This is a genomic window from Streptomyces sp. NPDC088730 (assembly GCF_044751215.1).
Taxonomy (GTDB): domain Bacteria; phylum Actinomycetota; class Actinomycetes; order Streptomycetales; family Streptomycetaceae; genus Streptomyces.
In genome coordinates, this window is sequence record NZ_JBIVLK010000007.1 from 26,231 (window position 1) to 40,049 (window position 13,819).

The 13,819-nt window shown below is 70.1% G+C and carries 13 protein-coding genes; 12 read left to right on the forward strand and 1 reads right to left on the reverse strand.

The window, feature by feature from the left end:
- The first annotated feature begins 223 nt into the window (after positions 1-223).
- Positions 224-1,624 (forward strand): isopeptide-forming domain-containing fimbrial protein, encoded by a 1,401-nt coding sequence (locus ACIP89_RS21605; RefSeq protein ID WP_402116195.1) that lies wholly within the window; start codon positions 224-226, stop codon positions 1,622-1,624.
- 66 nt (positions 1,625-1,690) lie between these two features.
- Here the strand turns inward: ACIP89_RS21605 and ACIP89_RS21610 are convergent, their stop codons facing one another.
- The gene (locus ACIP89_RS21610) at positions 1,691-2,722 is read right to left on the reverse strand and encodes a hypothetical protein (RefSeq protein ID WP_402116197.1); all 1,032 of its coding nucleotides are present in this window, start codon (positions 2,720-2,722) and stop codon (positions 1,691-1,693) included.
- Positions 2,723-3,175: 453 nt separating this feature from the next.
- Here ACIP89_RS21610 and ACIP89_RS21615 point away from each other — a divergent pair, with 453 nt between their 5' ends.
- From ACIP89_RS21615 to ACIP89_RS21665, 11 genes are all read left to right on the forward strand, one after another.
- Positions 3,176-4,123, forward strand: coding sequence for a helix-turn-helix domain-containing protein (locus ACIP89_RS21615; RefSeq protein WP_402116198.1), 948 nt, complete (start codon positions 3,176-3,178; stop codon positions 4,121-4,123).
- 27 nt (positions 4,124-4,150) lie between these two features.
- Positions 4,151-4,588 carry an SgcJ/EcaC family oxidoreductase gene (locus ACIP89_RS21620; RefSeq protein WP_402116199.1) on the forward strand — a complete coding sequence of 146 codons (438 nt, stop codon included), beginning with the start codon at positions 4,151-4,153 and terminating at the stop codon, positions 4,586-4,588.
- Between the two features lie 230 nt (positions 4,589-4,818).
- A complete protein-coding gene (locus ACIP89_RS21625) occupies positions 4,819-5,871 on the forward strand; it encodes a zinc-binding dehydrogenase (protein ID WP_402116200.1) in 1,053 nt (350 codons plus the stop codon).
- Positions 5,871-6,815: an ROK family protein gene (locus tag ACIP89_RS21630; protein ID WP_401928928.1), complete on the forward strand. Its 945-nt coding sequence runs from the start codon at positions 5,871-5,873 to the stop codon at positions 6,813-6,815. Before ACIP89_RS21625 ends, ACIP89_RS21630 begins: the two co-directional genes overlap by 1 nt.
- A 31-nt stretch (positions 6,816-6,846) precedes the next feature.
- Complete coding sequence (locus tag ACIP89_RS21635) at positions 6,847-7,848, forward strand: phosphotransferase (RefSeq protein ID WP_402116201.1); 1,002 nt, start codon at positions 6,847-6,849, stop codon at positions 7,846-7,848.
- 263 nt (positions 7,849-8,111) lie between these two features.
- Positions 8,112-8,612 carry a dioxygenase gene (locus ACIP89_RS21640; RefSeq protein WP_401928932.1) on the forward strand — a complete coding sequence of 167 codons (501 nt, stop codon included), beginning with the start codon at positions 8,112-8,114 and terminating at the stop codon, positions 8,610-8,612.
- Between the two features lie 103 nt (positions 8,613-8,715).
- Entirely contained in the window at positions 8,716-10,038 is a 1,323-nt protein-coding gene (locus tag ACIP89_RS21645) for an aspartate aminotransferase family protein (protein ID WP_402116202.1), read from the forward strand.
- Complete coding sequence (locus ACIP89_RS21650) at positions 10,035-10,991, forward strand: inositol monophosphatase family protein (RefSeq protein WP_402116204.1); 957 nt, start codon at positions 10,035-10,037, stop codon at positions 10,989-10,991. Before ACIP89_RS21645 ends, ACIP89_RS21650 begins: the two co-directional genes overlap by 4 nt.
- 38 nt (positions 10,992-11,029) lie before the next feature.
- Positions 11,030-11,908, forward strand: coding sequence for a diiron oxygenase (locus ACIP89_RS21655; protein WP_402116206.1), 879 nt, complete (start codon positions 11,030-11,032; stop codon positions 11,906-11,908).
- On the forward strand, positions 11,895-12,770 hold the full coding sequence (locus ACIP89_RS21660; protein WP_402116207.1) for a hypothetical protein: 876 nt from the start codon (positions 11,895-11,897) through the stop codon (positions 12,768-12,770). The genes ACIP89_RS21655 and ACIP89_RS21660 overlap by 14 nt, the downstream gene beginning before the upstream one ends.
- Entirely contained in the window at positions 12,767-13,819 is a 1,053-nt protein-coding gene (locus ACIP89_RS21665) for an NAD(P)H-dependent flavin oxidoreductase (RefSeq protein ID WP_402116208.1), read from the forward strand. The genes ACIP89_RS21660 and ACIP89_RS21665 overlap by 4 nt, the downstream gene beginning before the upstream one ends.

Sequence of the window (13,819 nt, forward strand, 5' to 3'; positions counted from 1 at the left end):
TGATGGGAGCGGTGCGCCGACGGCGGCATGGGTGAGTGCGCGGCGAGGGCCGTCCGGCGCGGAGGCCGTAAACCTGTCGCGCCGGGATGGCCGACGGAACGCGGCCATCCCTTTACGCATCCGGTCGAGTGCGTTGCGCTGTGCGGAGCTTTTCCTCCGTCACAGCGCGGTTGTGCGGCTGTCGGCGGTGCGGTTCAGCAGCATTGACTTGAGGGGAAGAACCATGGCCACACCTCCTGCTCCGCTCCGGGTCGCTCTGGTCAACGGCAGTTTCGAACAGCCACCCGTCACGGGTGTGGAGTACCTTCCGGATGCCTCGCAGACACAGGCGGCGAAGCGGGTTCCGGGCTGGCTCACTACCGCCACCGACCACACGATCGAACTGTGGCACTCCGGCTTCAACGGGGTGCCCTCGGTCGACGGTTCCCAGTTCGCCGAGCTCAACGCCTTTCAGGTGTCCACGCTCTACCAGGATCTGCCGACCACACCCGGTACGAAGCTGTACTGGCGGCTCTACCACCGCGGCCGCCAGGGGGACGACACCATGGCGCTGGACATCGGCGCCCCGGGATCCACGGTGCAGCAGAGGCGCTTCACCGATGGCAACACCGCCTGGGGCTACTACACCGGCACCTACACCGTCCCGGCGGGTCAGACGCTGACGCGCTTCGCCTTCCGGTCCATCTCCGCCGCCGGCGGGAATCCCGGCATCGGCAACTTCCTGGACGGGATCTTCTTCGGCACCGCTCCGAACGTGTCGCTCGTCAAGGCCGCCGTACCCGCCGGGCCGTTGGAGGTGGGTGACGTCGTCACGTACCGCATCACGGCCAGGAACGAGGGCGGCGGTGCCGCCGAGAGCCTGGTCCTCTCCGACACCGTTCCGCAGGGGATGACCTACCTGCCCGGTTCGCTGCGCGTCGTCGACGGCCCGAATGCCGGGGCGAAGAGTGACGCGCAGGGTGATGACCAGGCGTACTACGACGCCGCCGCGAACAAGGTCGTATTCCACCTCGGCAACAGCGCGTCGGGCACAGCCGGGGGCAGCCTGCCCAACACCGAGACCCTGTCGGCCGGGACGACGGTGGAGTACCGGGTGGTCATCGACAGGGCCAGCGGTGGCAAGCAGATCACCAACACCGCGTCCGCGTCCTACGAGAACCGGCTGGGCGACAGGCCCGAGCCGCTGACCTCCACGTCCAACGAGGAGGTCACGCGAGTCAATCCGGCGGCGGACCTGGCGGTGACGAAGGCGGCCGACGCGACCACCGTCACCGTCGGGCAGACGGTCACCTACCGCGTCACCGTCCACAACACCGGCCCGAACGCTGCCACCGGCGTCACCGTAACCGACCGGCTCCCCGACGGCCTGCACTTCCTGTCCGCCGACGGCACGCCGGGCAGCTACGACCCGGCTAGCGGGCGGTGGACCGTGGGCGACCTGGCCGAGGGCGCCACGGCCACCCTGGTGCTGCGGGCCAAGGCCACCAAGACCGGCCGGACGGAGAACACCGCGACCGCCACCGCCGCCGAAAAGGACCCCGACACCACCAACAACACCGACACCGTCACCATCTGCGTCGAATCAGCCCCCTCCTGCTGCGACCCCTGCGCCACCGAGGAGTAGCCCCCCGGAACCCCATCCAGCGTGCCGTTCCTCCCGTCCGAACGCTGTCCGCAGGCGGTGCGCCGGTCACCTCGCGAGCGGTACCACGCGAGTGCGTCGGCGGCGCAGGTGCAACCGCACCAGCCGCAGGCGGCGCGACTCGCGGGCGCACAGCGCCACCTCGTCCGCGAAGCGGCGGTCGTTGTGCTCATGCACCTGCGCGAAGAGGAGACCGGCTTCGTCCATCGCGTCCACCGCCTCGCTCCTGCTTGCCCGCGCTTCGAGGTGGTGGGCGTAGTCGAACAGAGCCCGTGCCAGTTCGCGTTTGTGCCACACACTGTGCGGAACCACTTCCCGATACGTCTCTACGGCCATCCGCATGTTCTCGGCCGCCTCGGCGTAGCGTCGGGCCCCGTAGTCGGCCCTCGCCCTGCTCAGATGGGATTCCGCCCGGGTTGTCTGGGCCTCCAGCTGTTTTCCTGCCGCCTCCTCGATCCCTGCGGCCTGCCGGGTGAGGTCCTCCGCCGCGAGAGGCTCGGAGGTCACGTCGGCCGGGACGCGGCCGGCGAGCCGGTCGATCACTGTCCGGCGTCCGGCCGCCACCAGGTCGGCCTTGGCCGCGTACCGGTCGCTGAACCGCGCCAGCTCCCGGAAGGTTCCGAGCGCCACCTCCGCCAGCCGCCGCGCCTCGGCTGCTCCGGTGGCGGCCTGGTGTTCGGCGATGAGCCTGGCCAGATCCAACTGCGCGTCAGCGGTCTGGGCGTACAGCCAGGCGAACCGGTCCTTGAGCGGGCTGTACCCCGCAGAGAACAGCACCGAGTCGTCACCCAGCCGTCGGGCGACCCGCTGGGGGTTGTCCACCTCGCGATCAAGCCTTGAGTACACATCCAGCGCCGCACGTGCCGCGGAAAGCGCCGCACGGCCGTCCCCGCGCGATTCATGGATCTGACTCCTGAGAGTCAGAGTCTGCGCCAGCAGCACCACATCGTCGTCATGGTCGGCTGTCGCCACCGCCTCTTCAGCCGCGGCCACCGCGATCTCGCTGTGCCGCAGCGCCGCGTCCCAGCGTTCACTCGCGACGGCACCCGTCGCCCGCGCCTGTGCTCGGGCTGCCCGCACACGAGAAGCTGCCGCTGACCTCTGAGCCATACTGCCTCCTCCGCGAGCACCCACCGATGGTCTACCAGACCGGCCTGCCTCGCCGCATCGTCCGGACCGGCATGATGGCCGGCGGCCGGAAGTGTCCGGGCGGATCCGGACGCACCTGGCCGAGCCGTGAAAGCGCACGGTTCCCGGCGGGGAGTAACCCGTAGTCCAGCGGATACGCGTGTGTGACTGAGCACTTCAGCCGGCGGGCTCAGCGCCGGTACGCGCCGGTAAGGTCGCCCGTGGCCGCTGGGCGGGCGCCGGGCCGGGCTTCTACTGATGATGAGGTCGGACATGACGAGCGTCGCCGAACAACGCGCTGGAGAAAGCAGGCCCACGCCGCGAGAGCATGATGTGAGGCTCGCGGCTCCCGGAGGGTGCGCACAACGGCGGCGTCCTGTACCGCGTTCCGCGTACTGAGGGCCCATGAACAGCGCCGACGTATTTCTGGAGACCCTCGCGACAAGCGGCCTGCCGCCCCTGCTCGGCCGGCGGCACGCCGGCGACGACTTCCACGCCGGCATCGTCACCCGCGACCTCGGGCCTCTACGGCTGGCCGAACTGGTGACTCCCGAGGGTGAGTGCTTCCGGGACGAGCGGTCCGCCCGCGCCACCGACGGCGAGCTGTGGCAGATCGAGCTGGTGAGGCAAGGACGGGTGCGCGCCGAGCAGGGCCGCAGCACCGCTGTACTCGGGCCCAACGACCTGGTGCTGATCGACCCGGTGCGGCCGGTCCGGTTCGCCAGCACCGAGTCCACGCACGTGACCATGCTGATACCCCGGCGCTCACTGCGACTCGGAGCGGACGACGCCGCCCGGCTGACTGGAGTGCGTATTCGCGGCGACCAGGGCCCCGGGGCCCTGGTGTCCTCGCTCGCACGGGACATGGTGGGGTCCCTCGACGGATTCCGCGCCGACGAGGCGGACCGGTCGGCGGCCGCGGTGATCGAACTGATCGCGGTGGCACTCTCGGCTCAACTGGGCCATTCGCAGAGGCCGGCCGCCGACGAGACGTTGCGCACCCGGATCCTCGGCTTCATCGGGGCAAGGCTGTCCGACCGGGATCTCACTCCGGCGAAGGTGGCCGCGGCGCACCACATGTCCGTGCGCCGACTGCACAAGCTCTTCGAGGACCAGCCGCTGACGGTGGCGGCCCTGATCCGCCGGCAGCGCCTGGAACGCTGCCACGCGGACCTGGCCGGAACCGACCGGACCGTCGCGGCCGTCGCCGCCGACTGGGGGTTCACCGATCCCGCGCACTTCAGCCGGCTGTTCAAGGCCACCTACGGATACAACGCCGCGGCACTCATATCCAACAACCGTGCGCGGATGATCAATGCGTCCACCGGCCGACCCGCCGAGGATGGTGGCTAAGAGTACGGATAGCAGAAAGGCGATCACATGGAACAGTCGGTCGAGGCAATGCGCGCCATCCCGGCCCGGATGAACGAGGGCTGGAACAGCGGTGACGCCACCGCGTTCGTCGCCGATTTCGCGGATGACGCCGAGCTCGTAGACTTCGAGGGGACCATCCACAAGGGGCGCGAAGCGGTGATTGCGTTCAATCAGCCGCTCTTCGACACCATGTTGAAGGGTTCCCGGATGGTACGGAGCGAAGTGCCGTTCGCCCGTATCGTCCGCCCGGGCTGGGGTGTGGTGCACCACCGCGTCGCCATGGTGATGCCGGGCGAGGAGGAGCCGCCGGCGAGCCGCTCCTTCATGCAGCTGCTGGCGCTCGTGTGGCAGAACGACCGCTGGGAGGTCGCGACGCTGCAGAACGCGCGCTTGATCTCGCTGGAAACCGCGATGGCCCTGGACGCCCGGGCAGCCGCCGGGTAGGGGGCACGGTCCCCTCAGTCCGCCTCGCGCACGCCGGCCGGCGTCTCTCCTCTGCGACAACGACTGCGCAATGGCTCATAGGTGTCCTATCCGGTCGCATTCAGCTGCGTTAGCGTCGCCCTTCCGAAAACCGATGGGGAGGTCTCGTGCGCGCTCTCGTCTATCTGGGTCCAGGCTCCGCCGAACTGCAGGACAGGCCGGCCGCGCAGCTTGCGCACGATGATGACGTCGTGGTGGAAATCGTCGGTACGGGCATCTGTGGAACGGACCGCAAGATCCTGCTCGGGCGGTTCCCGGCCCGGCCGGGTACCGTGCTCGGACACGAGTCGGTGGGTGTCGTGCGGGAGACCGGACCGCAGGTGCGTTCGGTCGGGGTCGGGGACCGTGTGGTGGTCAACCCGACGTTGTACTGCGGCTGGTGCTCACCGTGCCGCCGGGGAGCGACCAACTTCTGCCGGCACAAGGCCGGGACCGAGGTCGGTGTCGACCGGGACGGCACGTACGCGGAGGCCGTGACCCTGCCGGAACGTTTCGTCGAACGAGTTCCCGCCGGACTGCCCTTTCGCAGCGCGGTTCTGATCGAGCCGCTCGCTTGTGTCCTGAACAACGTCGGGGCCGCCTCCGTCGCGTGGGGCGACACCGTGGTGGTGCTCGGCGCGGGTCCGATCGGCATGCTGACCGCACTGGTCGCCGGCCGCCAGGCGCGCCGGGTCACCGTCGCCGAACCGGACGGCTACCGGCTGGAGCGGGCCCGCGAACACTTCGCGCACGTGGTGGACGTGGGCGGAACCGACCCGGTGGAAGCCGTGGCGAAGACATGGGGCGACGAGCGTCCCTCCGTCGTCTTCGACACCACGGGCACCGGGTTGGACACGGCGCTGCGACTGGTCGACGACGGCGGCCGGGTGGTGGTGATGGGGTTCGACGACACGTACTCCATGCCGCTGCGCCCGCTTCAGCTCACCAACCGGGGCATCAGCGTGATCGGCGCCGGGGACTACCGGGCCGACATCTTCCCCGTGGCCGTGGACCTGGCCGCCGAACTCGGCGTCCCACAGCGACCCGGCAGCGGGACCGGCACTCTCCTGGAGCGGCTGGTGACGCATGAGTTCCCGCTAGAGCGTTACTCAGAGGCGTTCACCGCGCTCGGCGGCCTCACCCGGGATGACGGGGCCGACGGGGATGACGGCAGCGAACGGCAGCCGCGCTACGACGCGCTCAAGGTCGTGATCCGTTCACACTCCGGCCCGGTCGGCGCCGATGGCTGGCCGGTGGGCTTCTGATGAGCGCGCCACGGCTCGGCTCCATCGAATCGGGCGGGTCCAAGTTCGTCTGTCTGGTCGGCTCGGCCCCCGACCGGATCGAGGCCGAGACCCGGATCCCGACCGGCCGGCCGGGCCCCACCCTGGCTCGGGCCGTCGCCTTCTTCCGGGAGACGGTCGCCAGGACGGGTCCGCTGGACGCCATAGGCATCGCCTCCTTCGGCCCCCTGGAACTGCGACGGGGGCATGCCAAATTCGGTCATCTCGCCGCCACCCCCAAACCAGGCTGGTCCGGGGTGGACGTCGCCGGTCCCTTCGCCGACGCCCTCGCGGTGCCGGTGGGCATCGACACCGACGTCAACGGTGCGGCCCTCGGTGAGGGCCGCTGGGGTGCCGCACGGGGACTGGACACCTACATCTACCTCACCGTCGGCACCGGGATCGGCGGCGGCGCGGTGATCAACGGCAACGTGGTCAGCGGTCTGATCCACACCGAGATGGGCCACCTCACGGTGCCCCGGCTCGCGGGCGACACCTTCGCCGGCTCCTGCCCGTTCCACGGCGACTGCTGGGAGGGGCTGGCGGGCGGCGAAGCGATGGGCGCCCGCTGGGGCGCCCCGGCCGAAGAGCTGACCGGGGACGCACTGCGTGAGGCACTGCGGATGGAGGCCGGCTACCTGGCGGCGGGGCTCCGCAACATCATCTACACGACCGCTCCCCAGCGGATCGTGATCGGCGGCGGTGTCGCGGCGTTCCCCGGGCTCTTTCCACTGATCCGCGCCGAACTGACCTCGACCTTGGCCGGGTACCCGGGGCTGCCCGAGCACGCCGCCGAGGACTTCGTGGTCCCGGCCCGGCTGGGCCGGCTCGCCGGACCGGCGGGCGGACTGGTCCTGGCGGCCGGGGCGGCGGCCGCCGCGCGACCGTCGCCCGGCGCTGGGCCATCGGGGGGAACGGAGGCATGAGCGCGGCCCGGAGCCGGGCAGGCTGGCCGGTATGACGCGCCCTCATCCGGTGGGCCTCCTGGACCCGGCCACGCACACGTGGCTGACCCGGCACGCTCTGCCCGGGGCCCTGCTCCACGAGGTGGGCCCGCTCGCCGGGGGGTTCACCAACGACATGGCGGTGCTCACCGTCCACCGCCCCGAAGCGGCGGGTGCGGAGCGCTATGTGCTGCGACGCCATCGGCCTTGCGGCAGCCGGTTCCCGCGCAACACGTGTGCGGTGGAGATCGCTGTCCTCGGCCGGGCGGCGGCCCGTTCCGTCCCGGTGACCGCGGTGGTCGCAGCCGATCCGCAGGGTCACGCCACCGGCCGCCCCACCCTGCTCTACCGGTTCGTGGAGGGGATCCCGCTCAGCCAGGTACTCGCGGACGGCCCGGCGGCCGGCGAAGCGCGGTCCCTGGGCCGGTCCGTCGGCTCGGCGCTGGCGCGGATCGGCCGGGTCAGGCTGCCCCGCCCAGGCGCCTTCGGCGACTCTTCGCTGGCACCGGCCCCGGACGGTGCGGCCCCGCTGGGCGACCTGGCCGGTTTCGTCGACCACTGTCTGGCGACAACGGCTCCGGGCGGGCCGCTGAGCGGAACGGACTCGGCCGTCATGCGCGCCCTGGCCCGCCGCGGGCCTCAGGCACTTGCCGCCGTGTCGGGTGAACGGAGCCTGGTGCACGGCGACTTCAACCCGAAGAACGTCCTGGTCCGACGATGCGCAGGGCAGTGGGCGGTGGCCGCCGTGCTCGACTGGGAGCTCGCCTTCAGCGGCTCCCAGCTCTTCGACGTCGGGAACATGCTGCGTTTCGCCCGCGAGTACCCGCGTGCCTTCACCACGGGCTTCGTCGACGGCTTCCGGGGCGGGAACGGCCGGCTGCCCGCGGACTGGCCGCGGCTGAGCCGGACGCTGGACCTCTTCGCGCTCGCGGACATCCTCACCGCACCGCCCGACCCGGCCTACTTCGCCCGCGCACGCGCCGTTCTGCGGCGGTCCGCCGCCGACTGGCACTGATCCTCCGCGATCTCATCCGTCTCCGGTTGTCCCCGGGTGCCCCCGCTTTCCCATCCGGCCCGTGACCCGCTCTATTCCCAGGGGGAACTGCTGTCCACGTGGGCCACGGAATCCTGGCAATAAAATGCCTGGAAATGGCTGAGAGGCGCTACACGGCCTTCTTTTCAACATCGAAAATTCCGGTTAATGTGCCTGGATCGAAGTGAATGATCCTTTGACCGAGGGAGATCTTCGCCGTGGAGATCGGAAGTCCGGAAAATGCTGTGAAGACGCTCACTCCGACCGTTCGATGCAACGGAACGCCTCCCACGCCCGCCCTGCGGGAAGGGCCGTACTACAAGCCCGACACCCCACTCAGGACCAGCTTCCGGGGCGATGACGACCAGGGTGTCCCGATGGTGCTGCACGGCGCCGTACGCACCCCCGACGGGGAACCGATCGGGGGCACTCTTCTCGACTTCTGGCAGGTCGGAGACGCTGGAGTCTACGACGACGACGGCTTTCGGCTGCGCGGCCACCAGTTCGCGGACGCCGAGGGCCTGTGGCGGCTGGAGACAGTCCTGCCGGCCATGTATCCGGGGCGGACGCGGCACGTGCATGTGAAGGTGCAGCCGCCCGGCGGAGCGGTGCTCACCACGATGCTGTATTTTCCCGGCGAACGCCGAAATCACCTCGACAAGTATTTCCGGCCAGAATGCCTGATGGAAGTACGGAAGACGTCGGAGGGCTGGGATGCGGCGTTCACCTTCGTCCTGGAGGTATGAGATCTCACGCCCGTAACGCCGGCGGGAACTGAAGGTTCCCCTGCCTGGCAATATCGATTTTCGTCGTCCGTCGTGTCTGCGGGCGGAATTCGACAGGAGTCACATGGCTGACCTCACGCGCGTCGAGCGCGGTGCCCGGGGTGACGTACGAAGCGACGCCCTGAGCTACGCGCAGAAGCATCTGTACTACCCGGTGAGTGCGTACGAGATGGATCACGGCGAGGGTGTCCACCTGTACGACACAGACGGCAACGAGTACCTCGACTGCGCTTCCGGCACGTTCAATCTGAGCCTCGGCTACGGACATCCCGAGGTGGTCAAGGCCATGCGCGACCAGGTCGAACGGCTGGTGCACACCACATCGACCTTCCAGACGGCGCCCGTCAACGAGCTCGTCCGGCGGTTGGTCGAGGTGACCCCGCCGAACCTGACCAAGGTGCACCTCAAGGTGTCCGGCGGGTCCACCGCCAACGAGGGCGCGGTCAAGATGGCCCAGGTCGCCACCGGGCGCCGCGACGTCGTCACTCTGTTCCGCAGTCACCACGGGCAGACGATGATGACGACCACCATGTCGGGCGAGTCCTTCCGCAAGGCACCATTCCCGCATCTGATGCCCGGCGTGCTCCACGTCCCCGACCCGTACTGCCTGCGCTGCTTCTACCGCCAGGCGGGCCCGGACAGCTGCGGCATGCTCTGTGTCGAGCGCATCAACGACTTCCTCGACCACGCCAGCTCCGGCAGCGTCGCCTGCGTGGTCGTCGAACCGATCTCGGGCAGCGGCGGCAACATCGTGCCTCCCGACGGATATCTGCCCGCGTTACGTGCCCTGTGCGACGAACGGGGCATCGTCCTGATCTTCGACGAGATCCAGACCGGCATAGGCCGGGTCGGCCGGATGTTCGCCGCAGAGCATTACGGGGTCCGGCCCGACATCCTGACCACCGCCAAGGGACTCGGCGGATCCGGCGCCCAGGTCGCGGCCATTGTCGCCGACGAGCGGATGTCCGGGCTCAGCGCGGACCATCACTCCTTCACCTACGGCGGCAACGTCCTCGCAGCCGCTGCCTCGGCCGCCACGCTCGACGTGATCGGCCGTCCTGGATTCCTGGAGAACGTCCGGGAGGTCGGCGCCCACATCATGGAGAGACTGCGCGACATGGCCTCCCGCCACCCCACCGTCGTGGACGTGCGCGGCCTCGGCCTGATGATCGGGATCGAGATCGGCGACGACCAGGGACTCCCGCACAGTGAGCGTGCCCAGGCCCTGGCCCGGCGCGGCATGGATCACGGTCTGATCCTGCGTACCTCGCGCTACGGCAGGGGCAACGTCATCAAGATCCGTCCACCGCTCATTCTCACCCGCGCGGAGGCCGACCTGCTCTGCGACCGGGTCGAAGCCCTCTTCGCCGCCGGGGCCGCCGCATGACCGGCCCCGAGCACGACGGACCCGCGGGCGCCGCGGCCGTGCGGCAGTACGTGACCGGTCTCGCCACAGCCGTCCGGGACGCCGTGACGGCGGCCCAGCACCAGGCGGGCAGCCGGCTGGTCCGGGGCCACTCACCGGGAGGAGACGCCCAGTTCGGCCTCGACGACATCGCGGAAGCGGCCACCTGGAAGTACGTCGCCGACCACGATCTGCCCGTCGCTGTCTACTCCGAGGACCGCGGCCTTCAGTACCACGGCACGGACCCCGCCCATCTGCTCGTCGTCGATCCGATCGACGGCACCCGGCCCGCCGTCGCCGGCCTGGAGTCGGCCACCGTCTCGGTCGCCGTCGCCCGCATGTCGCAGCGCCCGCGCATCGCCGATGTCGAACACGCCATTCTGATGGAGCTGCGCTCGGGCGCCTACCTCTACGGGGACCGGGAGACGCCCGGCATCACGGCGCACGGATACGACCACGCAGTTCCGGCGCTGACCAGCACCACCGACCCCTCGCGGATGCTCTGGTCACTGGAATTCAACGGTCACCCGGCCCAGCTGATGACCGAGGCCTACGGCCACCTCATCGACCGCTCGGCCAACACCGGCGGGGTCTTCGTCTTCAACAGCGCGACCTGGTCCATCTCCCGGGTGCTCACCGGCCAGCTCGACGCCTACGTCGATATCGGCAACCGACTGCTGCGCGACGACCCGGCGCTGCTGCCCGAGTTCGAACGCGTCGGCAACGGCCGGGTCCTGCACCTGTTCCCGTACGACATCGCGGCGGCCGTCTTCCTCGCCGAGCGGGCCGGGGCGGTCATCACCGACGCCTACGGACAACCGCTCGGCGACACCGTCCTGACCGACCTGGGCATCGCCAACCAGCGCTCCTGTGTGGCCGCCTCCACCCCCGAGCTCCACCGGGCCTTGTTGTCGACCATCCGATGGAAGGAGTGACGTCCATGTGCCCCCCGAACACCCCTCCCGTGCGAGCGGTGACCGCGACAGCGGACGACACCGAGTTCCAGGCACTGCTCGACCGGCTCTCCGACAAAGCCACCGCGGACTACTACAACCCGTTCACCACCTTCGACTGGCCGGCCTCGATCCCCACCGACGAGCTGTGGATGTCGCCCGAACTGCTCTCCCCGTACGGCACCGAGGTGATGGACGGGCTGAGTACCGCCCAGCTCCATGCCCTGAGCCGGTGGGAGAGCGTCAACTTCTACAGCCTCAACGTGCAAGGCATCCGCGAGCTGCTCGTCGAGGTGACCCGGCGCGTCCACACACCTGGCTTCGAGCTCCCCTCCGAGTTCTTCCACCACTTCATCGGTGAGGAGAACGACCACATGTGGTTCTTCGCCACCTTCTGCCTCAAATACGCCGGCAAGATCTACCCCGACAGGTCGGTCAGGCTGCCGGAGACGCCACGCGACGCGGACATCGAGAACTTCCTCGTCTTCGCCCGGATTCTGGTCTTCGAGCAGATCGTGGACCACTACAACGTCCAGCTGGCCGCCGACAGCCGCCTGCACCCGACCGTCCGGCACATCAACCGGCTGCACCACCAGGACGAGTCCCGCCACATCGCCTTCGGCTGCCGTCTCGTGCAGCTCCTGTGGGAGCGCCTCCTCGACCGGGGCCTGGATGAGGGGGCACGTCACGAACTGCGCGGCTACCTCGGCCGCTACCTCACCACCAGCATCGAGTCGTTCTACAACCCGGCCGTCTACCGCGACGCGGGTCTACCGGACGGCTTCGCGCTGCGCCGGAGACTGCTCGCCCACCCAGCCCGGCAGGCCGCCCACGCCAAGGTCCTGCACAAGACGACGGGCTTCTTCAACCGGATCGGGGTGCTCGATGCCCGTCACTGATGCCGCGGCCACGGACGAGACCGGGACCGCCTGGTCGGTCCGCGACGGGCTGGCCACCCTCGACGAACCCGCCGTTCTGCTCAAGGGCGCGCTGGACGCGGTGTTCACCCGCTGGGCCACCGGGGACGGAGCCCGACAGCAGAGCTACCCGCCGCTGCTACGGGCCGACGACCTGCGGACTCTCGACTACTTCCAGAACTTCCCGCACCTGGGCAGCCCGGTCACCCGCATCCGCCCCGACCGGCTGGCCGACCGCGCAGCGTCCTGGCCGGAAGCAGCCGCCCTGCCTGCCGTCGACCTGGCCGACGCCAGTCACCTGCTGCCCTCCGCAGCCTGCTACGGCTGCTTCCTGCACCTCTCCGGCACCAGTGCTGACAGTCCCGTCCTGATCACCACCGTCGCGCAGTGCTACCGCAACGAGGACCACCACGACGGGCTGCGGCGGCTCTGGGCCTTCACCATGCGGGAGATCGTGTGCGTCGGCTCCGCCGAAACCGTCCGGGCCCATCTGGACCGCTACCGCGAGCGGATCGTCGCCTTCGGTTCGGCCCTCGGCCTCACCCTGGACCGGCAGCCCGCCACCGACCCGTTCTTCGAGAAGGACGGCTCCCGCACACTCATGCAGATGCTGGCTCCGGTCAAGGACGAGTACCTGCACACCGACGGGACTGCCGTCGCCTCCACCAACAACCACCGCAACTTCTTCGGCGAGCGCCGTGCCATCAGCCACGCCGGCCGCCCGGCCTTCACCGGATGCGTCGCCTTCGGCCTGGAGCGGTGGATACATGCCCTGGGCGACCTCTACGAAGGTGACCTGGGAGCCGCGCACCGCGCGGTACGGCGGTGCGGAGAAGGCTCATGACCCGGCTGGCGGACCGGCTCGGCCTTGCGCTGCCGCTGCTGCAGGCCGGGATGGGTGCCGTCGCCGGAGCCGAGCTGTGCGCCGCGGTGTCCCGGGCCGGAGCGGGTGGCACCCTCGCGCTGTACAAGGAACCGCCGGCACGGGCCGCCCGGCTGGTCCGTGAGGTGGCGGCCGCCACCGGCCGCCCCTTCGGCGTGAACGTGATCCCCGAGGTCACCGGCCCCGCCGCCTGCCTGGACCAGCTCCGAGCCGTCCTGCCCGAACTGCCCCGGGGTGCCTTCGTCACCTCCTTCGGCCTGCCCGACGCCGATGCGGCCAGGGCCGTCCGGGCCGCCGGGCACCCGCTGGTGATCCAGGTGGGCACCGTCATGGAAGCCGGCACAGCGCTCGGACGAGGCGCGGCCGTCCTGGTGCTGCAGGGCACCGAAGCCGGCGGCCACCTGCTCGGCCGGCTGCCGGTGCGCGATCTGCTGGCCGGCGTACGGGCCCGCCATCCGCACGCCGTACTGGCCGTCGCGGGCGGGATCGCCACCGGCGGTGACCTCGCGGACGCCATTGCCCGGGGCGCGGACGGGGCCATGGCCGGAACGCTGTTCATCCCGGTCGCGGAATCCACCGCGCACCCGCTCTTCAAACAGCGGGTGACCGAGGCCGTGGCCGACGACACCCTCATCACCTCCCTGTTCCGCATCGGCTGGCCGCACCGCCCGCACCGGGTCCTGGGCAACCCCCTCACCATCGCCGGTGAACGCGCCCCAACCACCTTCATAGCCACCACCCGGGTGGACGGGCGGGAGTACCCGATACCGCGCTACAGCGCGGCGGCTCCGGGCAACGGCACCACCGGCCGCATCGAGGAGATGGCCATGTACTGCGGCCGGTCCTGCACCCGCGTCACCGGTCGGCACCCGGCAGCCGTCACCGTCGCCCGGCTCAGCCAGGAGTACGAGAGCGCACGCGGGCTCCGCACCGCCTCCCCCGGCCCCGCGAACGGCATCCCCGCCCGCACGAGCGGCTCCGCAAGCCGACCCCAGAGCCAGGAGCGATGA

Coding starts and splice junctions, on each gene's coding strand:
- ACIP89_RS21615 (WP_402116198.1), top strand. CDS start 3,176: ATGAACAGCGCCGACGTATTTCTGGAGACCCTCGCGACAAGCGGCCTG.
- ACIP89_RS21650 (WP_402116204.1), top strand. CDS start 10,035: ATGACCGGCCCCGAGCACGACGGACCCGCGGGCGCCGCGGCCGTGCGG.
- ACIP89_RS21620 (WP_402116199.1), top strand. CDS start 4,151: ATGGAACAGTCGGTCGAGGCAATGCGCGCCATCCCGGCCCGGATGAAC.
- ACIP89_RS21665 (WP_402116208.1), top strand. CDS start 12,767: ATGACCCGGCTGGCGGACCGGCTCGGCCTTGCGCTGCCGCTGCTGCAG.
- ACIP89_RS21630 (WP_401928928.1), top strand. CDS start 5,871: ATGAGCGCGCCACGGCTCGGCTCCATCGAATCGGGCGGGTCCAAGTTC.
- ACIP89_RS21605 (WP_402116195.1), top strand. CDS start 224: ATGGCCACACCTCCTGCTCCGCTCCGGGTCGCTCTGGTCAACGGCAGT.
- ACIP89_RS21645 (WP_402116202.1), top strand. CDS start 8,716: ATGGCTGACCTCACGCGCGTCGAGCGCGGTGCCCGGGGTGACGTACGA.
- ACIP89_RS21635 (WP_402116201.1), top strand. CDS start 6,847: ATGACGCGCCCTCATCCGGTGGGCCTCCTGGACCCGGCCACGCACACG.
- ACIP89_RS21660 (WP_402116207.1), top strand. CDS start 11,895: ATGCCCGTCACTGATGCCGCGGCCACGGACGAGACCGGGACCGCCTGG.